Below are 18,966 nucleotides of genomic sequence, written 5' to 3' on the forward strand. Positions count from 1 at the left end.
GTCCGACTTGGGCGTCAGGCTGTAGACCAGCCCGACCAGCCGTTCCTCCGGCACCGGCCGGGTGAACGACGTCACGACCACGCTGACCACGATGTCGACCGCGAACGCCACCCCGGCGCCGAGGAAGCTGGCGCCCTGGCCCGGCAGGTCGAGCACGCCCGTCTCCGCGAGCACGAACACCGCGACCGCCGCGACCGTGCCCGCGACCAGGCCGGCCCAACCGGCCGCCGCCGACATCCGCTTCCAGAACATGGCCAGGATGAACGTGGCGAACAGCGGCGCGTTGAAGAACGAGAACAGCGCCTGGATGTAGTCCATGATGTTGCCGTAGCCCGACGCGATGAACGCCGTGCCGATCGCGATGATCGTGCCGCCGATCGTCGCGAGGCGGCCGACCCGCAGGTAGTACTCGTCCGGCCGGTCCTTCTTGACGTAGTCCTGCCACAGGTCGTAGGTGAAGACCGTGTTGAACGAGCTGACGTTCGCGGCCACACCGGCCATGAACGACGCCAGCAGACCGGTGATCGCGATGCCGAGCATGCCGTTGGGCAGCAGCTCGCGGATGAGCAGCGGCAGCGTCTCGTTGTAGGTGATGCCGCCGGAGTCGCCGCCCTCGTTGAGCGCCTGCACCTGCGGGATCACCACGGCGGCGATCATGCCGGGGATGATGATGACGAACGGGATCAGCGCCTTGGGGAACGCGCCGATGATCGGCGTGCGCCGCGCGGCCGACATGCTCTTCGCCGACAGCGCCCGCTGGACCTCGGCGAAGTTCGTCGTCCAGTAGCCGAACGAGAGCACGAAGCCGAGGCCGAACACGATGCCGATCACGCTGAGCACCGGGTTCGAGATGCCGGTCAGCTCGGTCGCGGGCCAGGCGCCCAGCTCCTCACCGGCGCCCTTCGCGGTCAGCTTGTCGACCAGCCCGTTCCAGCCGCCGACCTTGTGCAGGCCGACGATCGTCAGCGGCAGCAGGGCCGCGACGATCACGAAGAACTGGAGCACCTCGTTGTAGATCGCGGCCGACAGACCGCCGAGGGTGGTGTAGGTCAGCACGACCAGCGCGGCGATCACGATCGACAGCGGGATCGGCCAGCCGAGCAGCAGGTTCAGCAGCAGCGCCAGCGCGTAGAGGTTGACGCCCGCGATCAGCACCTGGGCGAGCGCGAAGCTCAGCGCGTTGACGAGGTGGGCGCCGGTGCCGAAGCGGCGGCGCAGGAACTCGGGGACGCTGCGGACCTTCGAGCCGTAGTAGAACGGCATCATCACCAGGCCGAGGAAGACCATGGCCGGGATCGCGCCGATCCAGTAGTAGTGCACGGTCGGCAGGCCGTACTGCGCGCCGTTCGCCGCCATGCCCAGCAGCTCGATCGCGCCGAGGTTGGCCGAGATGAACGCCAGGCCCGTCACCCACGCGGGTAGCGAACGGCCGGAGAGCAGGAAGTCCAGGCTCGTCGAGACGGAGCGTCTCGCCATCACACCGATGCCCAGGACCACCGCGAAGTAGATGACCAGCAGGATGTAGTCGAGCGGATTCGCGTCCAGCCGAAGATCCGCCTGAGCCAGCACGGGCACCAGGGCCCACCTCCCCGAACGAGCCAACCAAACCAACAAACTCACACAAAAAGCATCAGGAGTGGACGCTACCGCAGAGCGTTGCCACTGCCTCGACCGGACGCTAGTTCACCTCGGACCTGCGCGCTGATCAGTGATCGCCCAGTCGGGATTTGAACGCGACACCGCACATCCCCGTACTTCCCGTCGTAGCCAACGCACAGTGACGTGAGGTGATCGATGTGCCCCTCCTGACCGCGAACGGTGCCGCGTACTCGGCACGGGAACTGACCCCGTGGGAACTGGACGAGTACACGAAGGGCGGTGGCTACGACGTCCGCTTCCTGATCCGGGGCATCGGCTACCCGGCGAGCCCGAAGTGCGTGAGCCACTACCCCGGCTCGCTCGACCGCCACCGCGCGGCGGGCCGGGTGGTGCTGCTGCGGCACCGCGTCGGGACCGACGACTTCGCGGGCGGCTGGGACGCGGGCCAGGCGCACGCCCGCGCGGCGCTCGCCGACGCGCGCATCGAGGGCTACCCCGAGAACCTGCCCCTGATCTTCACCTGCGACCGCAGGCTCGACGAGGTCGACCGCGACGAGATCCCCCTGTCCACCGCGCTGTCCTACCTGGACGGCGTCGCGGACGTCATCGGCTTCGACCGCACGTGGTGCTCCGGCTACGCCGACCTCGTGCACGTCGCCCAGGACATCGGCGCGGCGGCCGGGTTCGTGCTGCGCGGCCCGGAAACCGGTGTGCGCGACGGCATCGCGTTCCACCGCTCCGACGGCGAGCGCATCTTCCCCGGCCGGATCGAGGCCGACCTGCTCAAGGCGTACGTCGATCTCGACGCCTTCGAAGGAGACGACTTCCTGATGGGCTTGGAACCCTGGCAGCAGGAGCGCATGTACGACCGGATCATGTCGATGAGCGCGGGCGTGCCCGGCGAGAGCTTCAACGGCCGCCAGTTCGAGCACCACGAGCAGCGCCTCACCACGATCGACCACAAGCTCGACGTCATCGGCGGGGTGCTGACCAGGCTCGCGATGCGCGACGGCGGCCTCGACCTCACCGACGAGGAGACGGCGATGCTCGCGTCCCGGCTCGGCTCGCCGACGACGTCGGACCTCGGCGACCTGGCCGACCACCTCTCCGCGCACCTGGACCTGGGGCGCGACACCGTGTACCGGGTCCTGGAGGAGCTGTACCAGCCGTCGACCGTGCGCGTCGTGAAGCACGGCCGCACCCCGGCGCACGCCGCCGACGACCTGTCCGGGCAGGCGTCCTGAACGCCGGAGGGGCCATTCGAGTCGGGCCACTCGACGAGGTGAGGCGTCATGACGGCTTCCTGGGTGATCTCGGCGCTGCTGGTCGCGGCGGCGGCAGCGGCGGCGGCGGCGCTGAGCCGCCGCCTGCACCGAAGACGGGTACGGCGGCGGACCGTGGCCAGGGTCCGCAAGGCCGTCGGGAAGTGGCTGCGCCCCCTGCCGGTCCGCCGGTACCTGCTGGACCCCGAACGTCAACGAGCCAGAGCGAGCTGAACCGCCCGACCAGGGAACGGAGGTCGTCGACCGCGATGTTGCAGATCCGGACGCCAGTCCAGGACAAGCCTCTCCCCCCGCACCACCCAGCACCGGAGGACCGCACCGGCCGACAGTTTGGACGGGACATGACCGCAGGCCCACGAGAGCGCTTGATCGACAGCACCATCGCCCTGATCCGCAGGAGGGGTGTCCACGCCACCGGCCTGACCGACCTGCTCAGCCACAGCTCCACCGCGAGGCAGTCCATCTACCAGCACTTCCCCGGCGGCAAGGCGGAACTGGTCGAGCAGGCCACGAAGGAGGCCGGGCGCCAGATGGTGGCCCTGCTGGACACCTTCGACGACAACCCGGTCGACATGGTCGACGGCCTCGTCACCTGGTGGGAGCACGAGCTCAACACCTCGGACCACACGTCGGGCTGCCCCGTGCTCGCCGCGGCCCTCGCCCCGTCGCCCGCGGCGGGCCGGGTGTTCGCCGCGTGGGAGAGCCGCTTCACCGGCGTGCTGGTGCGGGCGGGCCTGCCGCAGCCCGCGGCGGCGTCGCTGGCCACGTTCACCCTGAGCGCGCTGGAGGGCGCCATCGTCCTGTCGCGGGCGGCGTCGTCCACCCGCCCGCTGGACGACGTGCGCACCCAGCTGACGATGCTGCTCAGGGCCCAGCTGCCCGCGCGACGGCCGGACCAGGCGCCGCGGCCCCCGGAACCGACCCCGATGCGCACCCCGCAGGCCTGGTCACCGCCGTCGGCGACCCCGAGGCCGACCCCGCCGAGCCACCAGCACGCGGTCGACGCCAGGAGCGGCTGGAACGGCTACCGCGGATGAGCCGGCGACCCGCCCCCGGCACCGGGGGCGGGCTCGACGATCAGAACAGCCGGAACTCGTCCGACTCGATGCCGCGCAGCGCGTCGTAGTCGAGGATCACGCACCGGATCCCCCGGTCCTCCGCCAGCACGCGCGCCTGCGGCTTGATCTGCTGCGCCGCGAAGATCCCCCGCACGGGTGCCAGCAGCGGGTCCCGGTTCAGCAGCTCCAGGTACCGGGTCAGCTGCTCGACGCCGTCGATCTCGCCGCGCCGCTTGATCTCCACGGCGACGGACACGCCCTTCTCGTCCCGGCACATCAGGTCCACGGGGCCGATGGGGGTGGGGAACTCGCGGCGGACCAGCGACCAGCCCTCGCCGAGCGTCTGCACGTGCTCGGCCAGCAGCTTCTGCAGGTCCGACTCGACCCCGTCCTTCACCAGGCCGGGCTCGGGACCCAGTTCGTGCTTCGAGTCGTGCATCACCTCTTCCAAGGTGATGATCAGCTTCTCGCCCGCCTTGTTCTGGACGATCCACATCCCGGGGTCCTCGATGAGCCAGCACGGGGGGCTCATCCAGTTCAGCGGCTTGAAGGCGCGGTCATCCGAGTGGATGGACACGGACCCGTCCGCCTTGATCAGCAGGAGTCGGTTGGCCATCGGCAGATGAGCGGTGAGCCTGCCGACGTAGTCGACCTGGCAGCGAGCGATGACGAGACGCACCCGCGACAGGCTACGGGGTGCCACGGGAGATCCACAGCCAGGTACCGTCGCTCGCCGTACCGGCCCCCGGACCGCTGCCGCCCGCCGAGCCCGCGCGGCGCGGACCTGGTGGTGTACTTCGGCTACGGGCGTCGGCGGTCGGCGCAGGCAAGGGGAGTGTGAACGTGGACTCGCTCGGATCGCGTCAGGTGTACGCGAACGCGTGGATGACCGTGCGGGAGGACCCGATCCGCCGCGCGGACGGCAGCACCGGCATCTACGGAGTGGTGGACAAACCGGACTTCGCGCTGGTCATCCCGCTGGACGGCGAACGGGTGAGGCTGGTCGAGCAGTACCGGTACCCGATCGGGATGCGGCGCTGGGAGTTCCCGCAGGGCACCGCGCCGGACCGGGCCGAGGAGTCGCCCGCGGTGCTGGCGGAGCGCGAGCTGCGCGAGGAGACCGGTCTGCGGGCCGGGGAGATGGTCGAGCTGGGCGTCCTGGACGTGGCCCCCGGCATGACGAGCCAGCGCGGCAGGGTGTTCCTCGCCACCCGGCTCGTCGAGGGCTTCCACGAGCGGGAGCACGAGGAGCAGGACATGCGCTCGGCGTGGTTCGCGCGGGGCGAGTTCGAGGCGATGATCACCCGCGGCGAGATCACCGACGCGCAGTCGATCGCGGCGTACACGATGCTGCTGCTGCACGAGCACTCCCAGCCGTGATCACGCGGGTCACGGCGGACGTGCCGTCCGGCGAACTCGCCGACGTCCTGCTGGACGCGGTCGGGGGCGGCGCGTCCGTCGGCTTCCTGGCGGGCCTGGAGCGCGCGGCGGCCGTCGAGTGGTGGTCGGGCCTGGCGCCCGCCGTCGCGGACGGCACGCTGCTGCTGTGGACCGCGCGGGTCGACGGCCGGGTCGTCGGCACCGTCCAGGTCCGGCTGGCGACGATGCCGAACGCGCGCCACCGCGCGGAACTGGCGAAACTGCTGGTGCACCGGTCCGCGCGCGGCCGGGGGATCGGTCGCGCGCTGATGGGCGCCGCCGAGCGCGGCGCGGCCGACGCGGGCGTCACGCTGCTGGTGCTGGACACCGAGACCGGCAGCCCCGCCGAGGGGATGTACACCTCGCTGGGGTGGACGACCGTCGGCGTGATCCCGGACTTCGCGCTCGATCCCGAAGGGAAACTCGCGCCCACGACCGTCCTGTACAAGGTGGTCACCGGGTAAGCGCAGGTACGCCGGTCGTCGCGGTCCGTATTACCACCGCGACGCCGAGTGAGATAGGGGCTGTGGGCGCGGCGCGGAACTGCCACAGTGGTCAGCGTGCCAAACCCCGCTGAGGCGCCGGAGCCGATCCGACTGCTCGTCGTCGAGGACGACCAGGAGACGGCGGCCATGCTGGCCGAGCTGTTCGCGAGCGAGGGCTACGAGGTCGACGTGGCGCTGGACGGGCAGCAGGGGCTGCACCTCGCGCTGAGCCGCAAGCCGGACATCATGGTGCTGGACCGGGGCCTGCCCGCGATCGACGGCCTCGACCTGATGGTCCGGCTGCGGCGGGTCGGCGTGACCGCGAAGATCCTGGTGCTGACCGGTCGCGGCGAGGTCGCCGAACGGGTGCGCGGGCTGAACGCCGGGGCGGACGACTACCTCGGCAAGCCGTTCGACCTGGACGAGCTGATCGCCAGGGTGCGGGCGCTGCACCGAAGACACCTGGAGCACACGGACCTGCTCCCGCTCGGCCAGGGCCACCTCGACCTGCGGCACCGCGAGGTGCTCACGTCGCGGGGTGGCGTGGTCAAGCTCTCCGCGCGCGAGTGCGAGCTGCTGCGCACCCTCGCCGTCGCCCCCAACGCCATCTGCCGCCGGACGGACCTGCGCACGCAGGTGTTCCCGGAAGCCACCTCGGAGTCCATAGTGGACACATATGTGCACTACCTGCGCCGCAAGCTCGGGCGCGAGGCCATCCGCACCGTGCACGGTCTCGGCTACCGCGCGGGGTCGGTCTGATGACCGTGATCACGCCGGAACGCGCCGCGCTCGGCAGGGCCCGCTGGTCGCTCACCGCTCGGCTCACGCTGCTGACCACGGTGATCGTGCTGCTCGTCGAGTGCGTCATCTTCCTCGTCACCGCGAACATGCGCGAGAACGACACCCGCCGCGACCTGCTGTGGACGGTGGCGCACTCGTCGCTGTCCAGCCCGCCCGCGTGCACCTGGCTGGTCGTCGAGCGCGACGGCGTGGTGGCCGGGACGCCCGGTCTGCCCGCGGGCTTCCCGCTCGTGGAGAGCCTGCGCGACGCCGACGTGCCGCGCTTCGAGGAGGTCGACCGCGACGGGCAGCACTACAGCGTGCTCACCCAGCGGCGGGGCGACGAGGTCGTGCAGGTCGTCTACGACGAGCGGTTCCACCTGATGGAGCGGCGGAACCTGCTGGTCGCGTTCGGCGTCGCGCTGCTCATGACCGCGCTGGCGGTCGCCGCGGGCGTGGCGACGGCCAGCCGGTTCCTGTGCGAGAGGGCGATAGCGCCGTTGAACGAGGCGCTGGCCCGGCAGCGGCGGTTCGTCGCCGACGCGAGCCACGAGCTGCGCGCGCCGCTGACCCAGCTGCACACCCGCGCGCAGCTGCTGGCGCGCAAGGCGGACGCGCTGGAGTGCCCGGAGGCGCTGGCGACCGAGATGAGACGACTGGTCAACGGCACCCGCCAGCTCGGGGACGTGGTCGACGACATCCTCCGCTCGGCCCTCTCGGGCGAGCAGCCGCGGACGGACGTGGTCGACCTGGCCGAGGTGGCCGACGAGGTGGTCGCGGCGGAGGACGCGAGGGCCGCCGACACGGGTCTGGTGCTGGAGGTGCTGCGCGGGCCGGGCCAGTTCCTGGTGCCCGGCGCGGAATCCGCGCTGCGCCGCGTGGTGACCGCCCTGGTGGACAACGCGATCGGCCACACACCGCCGGGCGGCACCGTCGTGGTGGCGCTGGAGGCGCCGACCGCGGCCGTGGTCCGGCTGTCGGTGCGCGACAGCGGGGTCGGCTTCGACCAGGCGGACGGGCGGTCGCTGTTCGAGCGCCTGCACCGCGGCACGGCCGGGCGCGGTCAGCGGTTCGGCATCGGCCTGTCGCTCGTGCGCGAGGTCGTGGAGGCCCACGACGGCACGGTGACCGCCGTGGGCGAACCCGGCGCGGGCGCGGTGTTCACCGTGGACCTGCCCGCCGTGCAACCCGCGATCCCGCTGCCCCGCGGCGAGTCCGCCTCGGCGGCGCGCGCGGCCCTGTACTGGGCCAGGGGTGCGGGGCTTCACATCGCCCGGCGGTAGTCGACGACCCGGAACGGCGGCACGGGCCGCCGGGCGCGGAAGCGCTCGTCCGAGGCGGAGGTGACGAGTTCGGCGGCGATGGTGGCCAGCGGCGACCCGAGCTGCCACGCCAGCATCGTCCGGCACCACAGGGGTTCGTCGGTCAGGTGGCGGAACACGACACCGGGCACCGGACCGGTGCTCGTCGGGAACAGGCCGACGGTGGTACCGGAGCCCACGATGGTGGCCGCGGTGCCGTGGTCGGTGCCGAAGTGGCGGAACCGGGGCGCGAACCCGGCGCGCTCGCACGCCGTCCGCAGGCTGTGCCGGAGCCCGCCCGCCTTGTCGGTCGGCGCGATCCAGTCGTACTCGGCGAGGTGCGCGAGCCGGAGCCGGTCGCGCCCCGCCTCGGGGTGGTCGACGTGCAGGCCGACCAGCAGCGGTTCGACGCCGAGGTCGCGGACGACGAGCCGGTGCGGGCGGGGCGCCGGCGCGTCGGGGTACTCGGTGATCACCGCGAGGTCGAGCCGGGCCGTGCGCACGAGTTCCACGACGGCGTCGGAGTTCGCCTCCACGTAGGTGACCTGCTCGTGCTCCGGCAGCAGCCCGCGCAGCGCCGCCGCGACGGTCGAGATCCACGGGCTGTCCACCCCGCCCAGCCGCACCACGGCGCCGGAACCCCCGCTGTGCGCGCGGGTCCGCGCCGACGCGATGAGGTCGTCGAACCTGGCGATCAGCACCCGCGCGCCGAGCAGGACGTGGGTGCCCAGCTCGGTCGGCTCCACCCCGTGCGGGCGCCGGACGAACAGCGGCGCACCGAGTTCGCGCTCGATCCGGCCCAGCTGCGCGGTGAGGCCGGACTGGGCGATCCGCAACGCGGCGGCGGCCCGGCTGATGCTGCCCGCCTCGGCCACCGCGACGACGACCTGAAGATGCCGAAGTCCCAACTCCATGACGCCCTCACCTGTCCGGTCGGAAACACCTGATGACGAACGCGACCCCGACCAGGGACAGCAGCGTCGCCCAGATCGAGGAGGTGTACATCGCTTGCAGGAACGCGTGGTCCGCGGCGTCGACGAGCCACGGCTCGCGCACGGCGGCGGCCACGGCCCTGGCGCCCTGCGCCGATTCCCCGGCCTGGTCGCGGACGGCGTCCGGCAGCCGCGGCAGCGCGGGCGCGATCTCCCGGTGGTAGCTCGCGGTCAGCACCGAGCCGAGCACGGCGGTGCCGAGCGCGCCGCCGACCTGCCGCACGGCGCTGTTGATCGCCGAGCCCGCGCCCACCACGCGGGGCGGCAGGACGGCCATCATCGCGGTGGTGATCGGCGCGCTGATCAGACCCATGCCGAAGCCCTGCACCAGGAGCACCACCACCAGCAGCGGGATGGGCGTGCCGCGGTCGAACGCCAGGTAGCTCGCGAACGTGGCGATGGCCAGCAGCATCCCGCCGACCACCGTCCAGCGGACCGTGAGGTGGTCGGTGATCCGCGGTGACACCAGGTTGCCGACCACGATCCCGACGGCGGCGGCGACCATCACCAGGCCCGCGCCCAGCGGCGTCAGGCCGCGGATGCCCTGGAGGTAGAACGCGGTGGCGAACAGCTGGCCGGTGAGGCCGAAGAACGTGAACAGCAGCGCGGTGCTGCCGCCGGTGAACTGCCGCACGGCGAACAGCCCCACGTCGAAGCTCGGGTGCGCGGCGGAGCGCTGCACCAGCACGAACCAGGCCAGCAGCAGGACGCCGAGCACGAGCGGCACGAGCACGCCGACGGCCGCCCAGTCCGCGCGCTGGCCGCCCTCGATGATCCCGTAGACGAGGCTCCCCAGGCCCAGCACGGAGAGCACCAGGCCGAGCGGGTCCAGCGGTCGCCGGTCGGCGAAGCGCAGCCGTGGCACGAACAGCACCACACCCACCAGGCACGCGAGCACGATCGGCACGTTGATCAGGAACACCGAGCCCCACCAGAACCGGGCCAGCAGCGCACCGCCCAGCACCGGGCCCAGCGCGACGCCGAGGCCGCTGGCCGACGCCCACAGCGCGATGGCCCTGGACCGCTGGGCCTCCGACGTGGTGCGGACGATGATCGCCAGCGTGGCGGGCATGAGCAGCGCGCTGCCCAGCCCCATCAGGCCCCGCGTCGCGATCAGCTCCACGGCGCTGCGGCTGAACGCCGCCAGCGCGGACGCGACCGAGAACAGCAGCAGGCCCGCGAACAGGGTGGCGCGCGGGCCGTAGCGGTCGCCGAGCGCCCCGCCCGCGAACATCGCGGCGGCCAGCACCAGCGAGTACGAGCTGCTCGCCCAGGCCAGCTCCCCCGCGTTCGCGCCGAGGCCGCGCACCGGGTCGGCGAGCGTCTCCATCGCGATGTTCAGGATGGAGTTGTCCAGCCAGAGCAGCGTCTGGGCGGCGACCGCCACGGCGACGACCGCCCAGGTCCGCGTGCTCCTCCGCTGCTCCTCGGCGATGCCGGAAACCCTTTTCACAGTGCTAGCGCCCGCTTGCCCTCGACGACGATCCGCGCGTACGTGGCCACCCTTCGGCCCAGGTATTCGGCGGTGTCGAGATCGGCCTTGTGCATCAGTTCCGGTCCTTCATCGGTGTTGGACTGCGCGGCGACGCCGTGGGAGAAGCCCAGCCTGTTCAGGTCGTGTTCACTGCCTTTGGTGGAGTTCCAGCCGGAACGCAGGCCGAGGTTCACCCACACCATTCCGTGCTGGGCCGCGAAGGTCGTGAAGTATCCGAGCGTCCCGGACTTGTCCCCCGCCTTCGCGCCCGAGTTCGTGAAGCCCGCGGCCAGCTTGTCCTGCCAGCGGCGGGTCAGCCAGCGCCTGCTGCTGGCCTCGGCGAACCGGTGGAACGCGGCCGAAGCGGACCCCATGTACGTGGGGGCGCCGAAGATGACGGCGTCCGCGTCGTCGAGCTGGAACCACTGCTCAGGGGTGATCTCGTCGACCGCGATGGCCACGACGTCGGTGCCCTCGACCGCACCGGCGCCCCGCCGCACGGCCGCGGCGAGCTTGCCCGTGTGACCGCGCCCGTCGTGGCAGGCCACGACCAGGTGCACCGGACCCGTCGACTCGCCCAAGGCGACCTCCGCTCTCCGTCGGGACTGGGAACACCGTGAATCTGCCAGGAGAAAATGAGAAAGTTCTTAGAGCTCCGACACGTTTGCGAACCGTCCGAATGGCGGTACGCGCACTAGGCCTGTCCGGAGACGTAAACAGGGGTCGATTCGGGTGAACCGCCATAACTGCCGAGTTATCGGCAAGAGTTATTTGTCCGGCCTCAACGGCCGTCGCTAGCCTTGGCGACCAAGCGATTCCATTCACTTCCTTCGCTGAACCCAGTTTTCGAAAAGGAGGTGTAGACGGCATGACGAATACCGGGAAGCTATTCCGGATGCGCCGGTTGTCCTCGGCGAACGACGGAAGGCACCTGTTCGTCCCGTTGGACCACAGCGTCTCCGACGGCCCGGTCGTGCCCCACGACCGGTGGCACGACCTGCTCCGCGACCTCGTGGAGGGCGGTGCCGACGCGATCATCGTCCACAAGGGACGAGCACGTCTGGTGCCACCGCGGATCCTGGCGGCGTGCGCGCTCGTGGTGCACCTCAGCGCGGGCACCGCCCACGCCGCGGACACCAACGCCAAGGTGCTCGTCGGCGACGCCGAGGACGCCCTGCGCCTGGGCGCCGACGCGGTCAGCGTGCACGTGAACATCGGCTCCGACACCGAGGAGCGGCAACTGGCCGACCTCGGCGCCGTGGCGACGGCGTGCGAGGCCTGGGGGCTGCCGCTGATCGCGATGATCTACCCGCGCGGCCCGCGGATCGTCGACCCGCACGACCCGGCGCTGCTCGCGCACGTGGTCAACATCGCCGCCGACCTCGGCGCGGACCTGGTGAAGACCTCGGTCACCCTGCCCGTGCGGCGGATGGCGGAGGTCGTGGCGAACTCGCCGGTCCCGGTGCTCGCGGCGGGCGGCCCGACCGACGGCTCCGACCTCGTCGCCTACGCCACCGAGCTGATGGCGGCGGGCTGCTCGGGCCTCGCCGTGGGGCGCAAGGTCTTCACCTCGCCCAACCCGGCGTCGCTGGTGGCCAGGCTGGCCGCCGTGGTGCACGCCCCGGAGCACCAGGCAGACCTCTCCCGAATCCCCTCGATGACGACAGGTGCTCTATGACGCTCGCTTGGATCGACCTCCGGACCGTGGCCCCCCAGCACGTGGAGGGCGTCGTGGACGCCGCCATCCACTCGCGGCTGCACGGCATCGTCTCCGACGACCCCGCCGCGCTGGCGACGCTCCCCCCGACCATCGCGAGCGTGCTGGTGGGCGCCGAGGACGAGGGGTTCACCGGCATCACCGCCACCGTCGTCGCGGACCAGGCCGAGCTGGACGCGCTCGTGCTGGCCACCGGCGACCGCGAGGACGTGGCCGCGTGGGTGGACGTGCACGACGACCGCACGCTGCAACTGGCCTGCGCCGCGGCCGTCGCGCTGCCCTACAGCGTGGTGCGGTTCGCCGACCCGACGAAGATCCCCCTGGAGATCGTGCTGGCGGCGGCCGACCGCGCGCCCGGCAAGCTGTTCACGGTCTGCGGCGACATCGAGGAAGCGTCGATCGTGGTCGACGTGCTGGAGCGCGGCTCCGAGGGCGTGATGCTGGCGCCGAAGGACGCGACCGAGGTGTTCGCGCTGAGCCGGATGCTGGAGGCGACGAGCCCGAAGCTGGAGCTGGCGACGCTGATCGTCGACCGGATCGAGCACCACGGCCTCGGCGACCGGGTGTGCGTCGACACCTGCACGCACTTCGAGGAGGACGAGGGCATCCTCGTCGGCTCGTTCTCGACCGGTTTCCTGTTGTCGTGCAGCGAGACCCACCCGCTGCCGTACATGCCGACCCGGCCGTTCCGGGTCAACGCGGGCGCGCTGCACTCCTACGTGCTCGGCCCGGAGAACCGGACGAACTACCTGAGCGAGCTGCACTCCGGCAGCACGGTCCTCGCGGTCAACTCCGAGGGCCGCACCCGCCGGGTCGTGGTCGGGCGCTCCAAGCTGGAGTCGCGTCCGCTGCTCAGCATCACCGCGCACTCCGTCGACGGCGTCGTGGTCAGCCTGACCGTGCAGGACGACTGGCACGTCCGGCTGCTCGGCCCCGGCGGCAAGGTCCGCAACGTGACCGAGCTGCGGCGGGGCGACGAGCTGCTCGGCTACCTGGCGACCGACCAGCGGCACGTGGGCATCCCGATCGGCGAATTCTGCAAGGAGAGCTGATGGGCGGCGGAATGCGGGTCCTCCTCGACGAGCTGTTCGAGGCGCATCCGGGTGAGAGGCCCTACCTCGTGCACGACGAGCGCGTGGTGGACCGGCAGGAGGTCCGCACGTCCGTCGCCGCGGAGGCCAAGGTGTTCAGCGGTTTCGGCATCGGTGACGGCTCCACGGTGCTCGTGCAGGTGCCGTCGAGCCGCACCCAGGTCGAGGTCGTGTTCGCGCTGTGGTCGCTGGGCGCGCAGGTCATGCTGGTCGACCACCGGCTCGCGCCCGCCGAGGTCGACGCGCTGCGCACGCTGTGCCGCCCGGAGTTCACCGTCCGGGCCACGGCGGGCGGGCGGTTCGCGATGGCGTTCCAGCCGACCTACGAGCTGGTGACCAAGCACCACCGCGACGGCGAGAAGGCCGCGACCGAGCACCGGCTGATCCAGTTCAGCTCCGGTTCGACGGGGCTGCCCAAGGTGATCGGCAGGACGCCCGCCTCGCTCGCGGCGGAGGTCGAGCGGTTCACCCTCGTGGAGGGGATGCCGAAGGCCGGGGAACGGGTGCTGCTGCTCAGCTCCACCGCGCACAGCTTCGGCCTGGTCGCCGGGTTGCTGCACTCGCTGGCGGCGGGCGCGGCGGCGGTGTTCACGCCGCGGCTGTCGGCCAAGGACGTGCTGGCCACGGCCGAGCGCCACGACGTGCACGCGATCTTCGGCACGCCGTTCCACTACGAACTGCTGACCACGGCGAAGACCGTTCCGGTGCTGCCGTCCCTGCGGGCGGCGGTGTCGGGCGGCGAGCTGATGCCGACCGGGGTCGCGGAGGCGTTCCGGGAGCGGTTCGGCGTAGGTCTCGGCGAGTCCTACGGCACGACCGAGACCGGCGTGATCGCGATGGACGTCAGCGGCGACCTGCGGCCCTCGGTGGGCAGGGCTGCGCCCGGCGTCGTGCTGCGGGTCGAGCAGGGCGAACTGGAGGTCGAGCTGCCGGAGGGCTCCCCGTACCTCCGGGGCTCCGATGTGGACAGGTACGCGGACGGCTGGCTCCGCACGCACGACCGGGCGTCGCAGGACGCCGGGGGCGCCGTCCGGCTGCACGGCCGCAGCGACTCGCTGGTGGTGATCGGCGGGCTCAAGGTCGACCTCCTGGAGGTCGAGTCCGTGCTGCGCCAACACCCCCGCGTCACCGACGTGGTCGTGGTCCACGCCGGGTCCATCGAGGCCTACGTGTCCGTCGACGAGGACGGCCCCGGCGCCGGGGAGCTCGTGGGCTGGTGCCGCGAGCGGCTGGCCGCCTACAAGGTGCCGAAGCTGGTCCGGGTCCTGCCCGCGCTGCCGCGCACGCCGAACGGGAAGTTGATCCGCCGCACGCAGACCCTGCGCGGCGCCGTGCCCGAACCGTCCTGAACTCCCAACACAGAAGGGGTTGGCCGATGCCGACGCTCGAGAACGAGATCCGCGACTTCATCGTCACCACGGTGGTCAAGGACATGAACCACCCGATCGCCCCCGACGAGGTCGACCTCGCGAGCCCGCTGGGCAGCGGCGGGATCGACCTGGACTCCCTGAGCCTGATCGAGCTGACCATGCGGCTGGAACGGCGGTTCAACGTGCAGTTCCCGGAGACCGACATCGAGCCGCTCGGCGCGATGACGCTGGGCGAGCTGGCCGCCGACATCGTGGAGCGGGGCGCCACGGCATGACCACACGGGTGGAGATCACGACGGCGGTGGTGAGGGAGCTGCTGTCCGATCCCAAGATCTTCCCGGAGCTGCCCGCCGACCTCGACGAGGACGCCGAGCTGGCGCTGGACTCGCTGGGGCTGGTGTGGTTCCTGCACCAGCTCGGCACGAGGTACGACCTGGTGATCGAGCCGGAGGACGAGCACCTCACGGAGTTCGGCTCGCTGCGCGGCATCACCGACTACCTCAACCGGGTGCGGGCGGGCGAGTCGCGCGATGGCTGAGGTGGTGGTGACCGGGTACGGCGTGCGGACGGCGTTCGGCCGGGGCGCCGACGCGCTCCGGCGCGGTGTCTTCGGCGGTGTGCCGTCGTTCGCGCCCACCACGCGGTTCGACACCGGCCCGTACCGGACGCCGTTCGCCGCCACCACCGGGACCGACGAGCCGGACTCGCAGCGGGACGCGCTCGGCGACTGCGTGGACGAGGCCGTGGAGATGGCCGGGTTCACCGCCCGCGACGACACGGCCGTGCTGGTCGGGACGTCGGGCGACTTCGCCGTGCTGACCCGGTTCTGGCGCGGTGAGGCGGGCGTCGACGTGGCCGACACCGTTCCCGCGCACCTGGTGGACCTGCTGGCGGCGCGGATCGGGGCGGCGGGGCAGCGGCTGGCGTTCACCAACGCCTGCGTCGCCTCGGCGTCGGCGGTCATCCACGCGTGCGGGCTGATCGCGTCCGGCAGGCTGGACTCGGCCGTCTGCGCGGGGGCCTACCTCGTCGAGGAGGAGGTCTTCGCGAAGTTCGACTCCGGGCGGGCCCTCTCGCGCGACGGCGTGGTCCGGCCGTTCAGCGCGGACCGCAGCGGGCTGCTGCTCGGCGACGGCGCGGCGGCCGTGGTCCTGGAGTCGGCGACGTCGGCTCGACGCCGGGGCGCGCGGCCACTGGCCACGGTGGTCGGGTGGGGCGCCGCGTCGGACGCCTTCCACGTCTCCAGGCCGCACCCCGGTGGCGCGGGGCTCGCGGCGGCCGCTCAGCGGGCTCTGCGCCGCTCGGGCGACCCGGACGGACTGCGGGTCGACTACGTGAACGCGCACGGCACCGCCACCAAGTTCAACGACCCGGCCGAGACCCGCGGTCTGCACGAGGTGTTCGGCGCGCGGGCCGACCAGGTGCCCGTCAGCTCGACCAAGAGCACGACCGGGCACCTGCTGGAGGCCGCCGGGATCGTGGAGTTCGTGATCACGCTGCTGGCGCTCACCGACGGCGTGCTGCCGCCGACCGCGAACTTCACCGGGGCCGACCCGTCCTGCGACCTCGACTACGTGCCCAACACCCCCCGCGACGCCGACGTCCGGCGCGCGATGAGCGTCAACGCGGCGTTCGGCGGGGCCAACACCGCACTCGTGCTGGAGCGCCCGTGACGACAGCCACCAGCGGATCCCCGGTGTCGGGGTTCATCGAGTCCGCGTTCAACCCGCTCGTGCACGAGGTGGCGAGCCGGTGCCTGACCGACCGGCCGGGCGACGGCACGCGGACGGCGATCGTGCTGGGCAGCACGATCGGCGACTCCACCACGACCGACCTGGCGAGCACGCTGCTGATCGGCGGCCAGGTGAGCAACCCGCTGCTGTTCATGCAGGCCACCGCTAATGCCGTCCTCGGCTACCTGAGCAAGGAGTTCGGCATCACCGGGCCGCTGGTCGCGCTGTCCGCGCTGACCGACCTCGGCTCCGCGCTGCTCGACACCGCGGCCCTCCTGCTGGACGACGAGGAGCTGGACCGGGTGCTCGTCGTCGGCGTCGAGCTGACCGGGAACGACCGCACCGCCGCGGCCTCCCTGGAACTGGGCCTGGACGTCCCCGCCGAGGACTTCGCGGTCGCGCTGCTGGTCGACCGCGACACCCCGCCCGGTGACACCGCCGGGTACGACCTCCGACGACTGGCTGGAAGGCCGACACCATGATCAGCAAGGCGGAACGCGCTCAGGTCCTGTCGGACGCGACGCTGGGCGCGGGCAACGTGATCCACCGGATGAAGGCCTACGGCCGTCCGATGGACGAGCAGGTCCTGTGGACCGACGGCACCTGGCGGGCACCCGACGGGAGCCACCCGACCGTGCTGACGCTCGGCGACCTGCACGCCGCCGTCGAGGTCTACGCGTCCTGGTTCCACGCGCGGGGCGTGCGCCCCCGCGACCCGGTCGCGATCCAGACGCGGTCGAGCACCGAGTTCGCGGTCAACTTCCTCGCGCTGACCTCGCTGGGCGCCATCCCGTCGTTCGTCAACGGCAACCTGCGCCCGGAGATCGCCCGCGAGTACGTCCGCCGCCAGGGCGCGGTCGGCGCGGTGGCCGACACCGAGCACCGGGCGACGCTCGCCGACGGCGACCTCGACCTCGGGTTCCTGGTCACCGCCGCGGACATCGGCCCCGCGGGCCCGCTGCCGGAGGGCTACCCGTACCGGCACCACTCGACCGACCCGATCATCATCTCGCACTCGTCGGGCACGACGGGGATGCCGAAGGCCGTGCCGCACACCCACGAAACCCTGCTGTACGCCCAGTTGCACCGGTTGAGGCTGTCGGTCGGCGGCGCGATGGGCAGGCTGCTGGTGGCGCTGCCGGGATCGCACAACGCGGCGGTGTCGGTGATGATGTTCGGCTTCCTGCTGCGCTCACCGGTGATGCTGCTCTCCAGCCAGCGCGGCGCCGACGTGCTCGACGCGGCCGAGGAGTTCCGCCCCACGACCATCTTCGCGTTCGCCGGGACGTACGGCGAGATGGCCGCGGAGGACCTGGCCGCGCGCGACCTGGACAGCGTCGAGGCCTGGTACAACACCGGCGACGCCGCGCACGAGGCGCACGTCCGCGCGCTGATCGCGCAGGGCAGCCACCTGGAGGTGGGCGAGGACTTCCAGCGGGTCCGCGTCCCCGGCTCGGTGTTCACCGACGGCCTCGGCTCGTCGGAGACCGGCTACTCGATCTTCCACAACGGGCACAAGCCCGGCAGCTCCCGGTACGGCCGCTGCATCGGCAAGCCGATCAGCTTCGCCGAGGCCGCGGTGCTGTCCGAGGACGGGCAGCCGCTGCCCGCGGGCGAGGTCGGCAGGCTGGGGGTGCGCTCCCCCACGCTGACGCCGGGCTACTGGAACGACTCCCTGACGTTCCACCGCCTGCGGCTCGGCGGCTACTGGCTGACCGGCGACCTGTCCGTGCGCGACGAGGAGGGCGACTTCTACCACCTCGACCGCGCGCCGGACGCGATCCGGACTGCGGAGGGCATGGTCTTCAGCACCCGCACCGAGGAGCTGCTGCTGGCCGAGCTGCCCGCGCTGGCCGACTGCACGGTCGTCGGCGTGGCGCCGGAGGGCGTGCGGGCCGACTGGGACGGCGACGGTGTCGCGGACGCCTACGTGCTGCTGCAACTCGCCGACCCCGGCGACGCGACCGACGAGGCGGAGTGGACGGAGCTGGTCAACGGGGCGTTGCGGGCCGCGGGTCTCCCACCGGTGACGAGGGCGCTGCGGATGGACGCGACCGACGTGATCAAGGGCGCCACCGGCAAGGTGCTCAAGCGGCTCATGCGCGAGCGGTTCCAGGAGCAGATCGCGGGCGGGGGACGGGGATGACGGCGGTCGAGGAGACCGACGCCACGACCCGCGCGGACGTCCTGGACGTCTACCGCGCGTGGTGGCTGCACGACGCCCGCTGGTACCAGGGCGTGGCGCGGAGGTTCGGGCACGCCGCCGCGAACGAGGTCAACGCCGAGGCGCTGCGGTACGTCGCCATGAGCATCGGCCGCAAGGTCCTGCGCCAGTTCGGCGGGAAGCCCGCGCGGGACCTGGACGAGCTGCGGCTGCGCTACGACGCCTGCGCGGACCGGACGTTCCCGTACGAGCTGCGGGACCTGCGGTGCGCCGTGGTCGACGACGACGCGGTCGAGGTGGTGATGCGGCAGAACTTCGCGGTCACCATGGTGCGGATGGCGGGATCGCTGGAGGGCTACGAGTGCCCGTGCACCGAGGTGCACGCCGGGTGGTCCGACGGACTGGGCGTGACGCTGGTGGAGAACTGCGCGACCGGGTGCCTGCGGCACGGCGACCCGGCGTGCAGGCTGCTGATGCGCGTCGCGCCGGAAGGGGGCTGA

At 72.0% G+C, this 18,966-nt stretch carries 21 protein-coding genes; 16 read left to right on the plus strand and 5 right to left on the minus strand.

All coding sequences use genetic code 11. From position 1 onward, the window contains the following. The coding region (locus tag VFZ92_RS12110; protein ID WP_330875964.1) for a sodium:solute symporter family protein at positions 1–1,575 on the minus strand (1,575 nt) is incomplete at its 3' end. Positions 1,576–1,787: 212 nt separating this feature from the next. Between VFZ92_RS12110 and VFZ92_RS12115 the strand changes: the two genes are divergently transcribed. From VFZ92_RS12115 to VFZ92_RS12125, 3 genes are all read left to right on the plus strand, one after another. Continuing rightward, positions 1,788–2,843, plus strand: coding sequence for a hypothetical protein (locus tag VFZ92_RS12115; RefSeq protein WP_330875965.1), 1,056 nt, complete (start codon positions 1,788–1,790; stop codon positions 2,841–2,843). Positions 2,844–2,891: 48 nt separating this feature from the next. Next, positions 2,892–3,095: a hypothetical protein gene (locus VFZ92_RS12120; protein ID WP_330875966.1), complete on the plus strand. Its 204-nt coding sequence runs from the start codon at positions 2,892–2,894 to the stop codon at positions 3,093–3,095. 152 nt (positions 3,096–3,247) lie between these two features. Continuing rightward, positions 3,248–3,919, plus strand: a complete 672-nt coding sequence (locus VFZ92_RS12125) for a TetR/AcrR family transcriptional regulator (RefSeq protein WP_330875967.1) — start codon at positions 3,248–3,250, stop codon at positions 3,917–3,919. A gap of 40 nt (positions 3,920–3,959) precedes the next feature. Here VFZ92_RS12125 and nucS read toward each other — a convergent pair whose 3' ends face one another. After that, entirely contained in the window at positions 3,960–4,619 is a 660-nt protein-coding gene (gene nucS / locus VFZ92_RS12130) for an endonuclease NucS (protein WP_330875968.1), read from the minus strand. 164 nt (positions 4,620–4,783) lie between these two features. Here nucS and VFZ92_RS12135 point away from each other — a divergent pair, with 164 nt between their 5' ends. The 4 genes from VFZ92_RS12135 (at position 4,784) to VFZ92_RS12150 (ending at position 7,907) form a co-directional block, all read left to right on the plus strand. Next, the gene (locus tag VFZ92_RS12135; RefSeq protein ID WP_330875969.1) at positions 4,784–5,320 is read left to right on the plus strand and encodes an NUDIX hydrolase; all 537 of its coding nucleotides are present in this window, start codon (positions 4,784–4,786) and stop codon (positions 5,318–5,320) included. Beyond that, entirely contained in the window at positions 5,317–5,823 is a 507-nt protein-coding gene (locus VFZ92_RS12140) for a GNAT family N-acetyltransferase (RefSeq protein ID WP_330875970.1), read from the plus strand. Before VFZ92_RS12135 ends, VFZ92_RS12140 begins: the two co-directional genes overlap by 4 nt. 96 nt (positions 5,824–5,919) lie before the next feature. Then, positions 5,920–6,603, plus strand: coding sequence for a response regulator transcription factor (locus tag VFZ92_RS12145; protein ID WP_330875971.1), 684 nt, complete (start codon positions 5,920–5,922; stop codon positions 6,601–6,603). Continuing rightward, a complete protein-coding gene (locus VFZ92_RS12150) occupies positions 6,603–7,907 on the plus strand; it encodes a HAMP domain-containing sensor histidine kinase (RefSeq protein WP_330875972.1) in 1,305 nt (434 codons plus the stop codon). The genes VFZ92_RS12145 and VFZ92_RS12150 overlap by 1 nt, the downstream gene beginning before the upstream one ends. Here VFZ92_RS12150 and VFZ92_RS12155 read toward each other — a convergent pair. The 3 genes from VFZ92_RS12155 to VFZ92_RS12165 are packed head-to-tail and all read right to left on the minus strand — an operon-like array spanning position 7,889 to position 10,972. Further along, entirely contained in the window at positions 7,889–8,839 is a 951-nt protein-coding gene (locus tag VFZ92_RS12155; protein ID WP_330875973.1) for a LysR family transcriptional regulator, read from the minus strand. The two genes, VFZ92_RS12150 and VFZ92_RS12155, sit on opposite strands and share 19 nt — an antisense overlap. 7 nt (positions 8,840–8,846) lie before the next feature. Continuing rightward, positions 8,847–10,370 (minus strand): MFS transporter, encoded by a 1,524-nt coding sequence (locus tag VFZ92_RS12160; protein WP_330875974.1) that lies wholly within the window; start codon positions 10,368–10,370, stop codon positions 8,847–8,849. Then, a complete protein-coding gene (locus VFZ92_RS12165) occupies positions 10,367–10,972 on the minus strand; it encodes a flavodoxin family protein (protein ID WP_330875975.1) in 606 nt (201 codons plus the stop codon). Before VFZ92_RS12165 ends, VFZ92_RS12160 begins: the two co-directional genes overlap by 4 nt. A 287-nt stretch (positions 10,973–11,259) precedes the next feature. Here VFZ92_RS12165 and VFZ92_RS12170 point away from each other — a divergent pair, with 287 nt between their 5' ends. Genes VFZ92_RS12170 through VFZ92_RS12210 form a run of 9 tightly spaced genes read left to right on the plus strand, consistent with a single transcriptional unit; the run spans position 11,260 to position 18,966 of the window. Beyond that, entirely contained in the window at positions 11,260–12,069 is an 810-nt protein-coding gene (locus tag VFZ92_RS12170) for a 2-amino-3,7-dideoxy-D-threo-hept-6-ulosonate synthase (protein WP_330875976.1), read from the plus strand. Next, complete coding sequence (locus VFZ92_RS12175) at positions 12,066–13,160, plus strand: 3-dehydroquinate synthase II (protein ID WP_330875977.1); 1,095 nt, start codon at positions 12,066–12,068, stop codon at positions 13,158–13,160. Before VFZ92_RS12170 ends, VFZ92_RS12175 begins: the two co-directional genes overlap by 4 nt. Continuing rightward, complete coding sequence (locus VFZ92_RS12180) at positions 13,160–14,548, plus strand: class I adenylate-forming enzyme family protein (protein WP_330875978.1); 1,389 nt, start codon at positions 13,160–13,162, stop codon at positions 14,546–14,548. The genes VFZ92_RS12175 and VFZ92_RS12180 overlap by 1 nt, the downstream gene beginning before the upstream one ends. 26 nt (positions 14,549–14,574) lie before the next feature. Then, complete coding sequence (locus VFZ92_RS12185) at positions 14,575–14,844, plus strand: acyl carrier protein (protein WP_330875979.1); 270 nt, start codon at positions 14,575–14,577, stop codon at positions 14,842–14,844. Continuing rightward, a complete protein-coding gene (locus VFZ92_RS12190) occupies positions 14,841–15,107 on the plus strand; it encodes a hypothetical protein (protein ID WP_330875980.1) in 267 nt (88 codons plus the stop codon). Before VFZ92_RS12185 ends, VFZ92_RS12190 begins: the two co-directional genes overlap by 4 nt. After that, complete coding sequence (locus VFZ92_RS12195) at positions 15,100–16,242, plus strand: beta-ketoacyl-[acyl-carrier-protein] synthase family protein (RefSeq protein ID WP_330875981.1); 1,143 nt, start codon at positions 15,100–15,102, stop codon at positions 16,240–16,242. Before VFZ92_RS12190 ends, VFZ92_RS12195 begins: the two co-directional genes overlap by 8 nt. Then, positions 16,239–16,784, plus strand: coding sequence for a beta-ketoacyl synthase N-terminal-like domain-containing protein (locus VFZ92_RS12200; RefSeq protein ID WP_330875982.1), 546 nt, complete (start codon positions 16,239–16,241; stop codon positions 16,782–16,784). Before VFZ92_RS12195 ends, VFZ92_RS12200 begins: the two co-directional genes overlap by 4 nt. After that, a complete protein-coding gene (locus tag VFZ92_RS12205; protein ID WP_330875983.1) occupies positions 16,781–18,448 on the plus strand; it encodes a class I adenylate-forming enzyme family protein in 1,668 nt (555 codons plus the stop codon). The genes VFZ92_RS12200 and VFZ92_RS12205 overlap by 4 nt, the downstream gene beginning before the upstream one ends. Then, positions 18,445–18,966, plus strand: a complete 522-nt coding sequence (locus VFZ92_RS12210) for a hypothetical protein (RefSeq protein WP_330875984.1) — start codon at positions 18,445–18,447, stop codon at positions 18,964–18,966. Before VFZ92_RS12205 ends, VFZ92_RS12210 begins: the two co-directional genes overlap by 4 nt.

It is taken from the genome of Umezawaea sp. (assembly GCF_036375055.1).
GTDB lineage: Bacteria > Actinomycetota > Actinomycetes > Mycobacteriales > Pseudonocardiaceae > Umezawaea.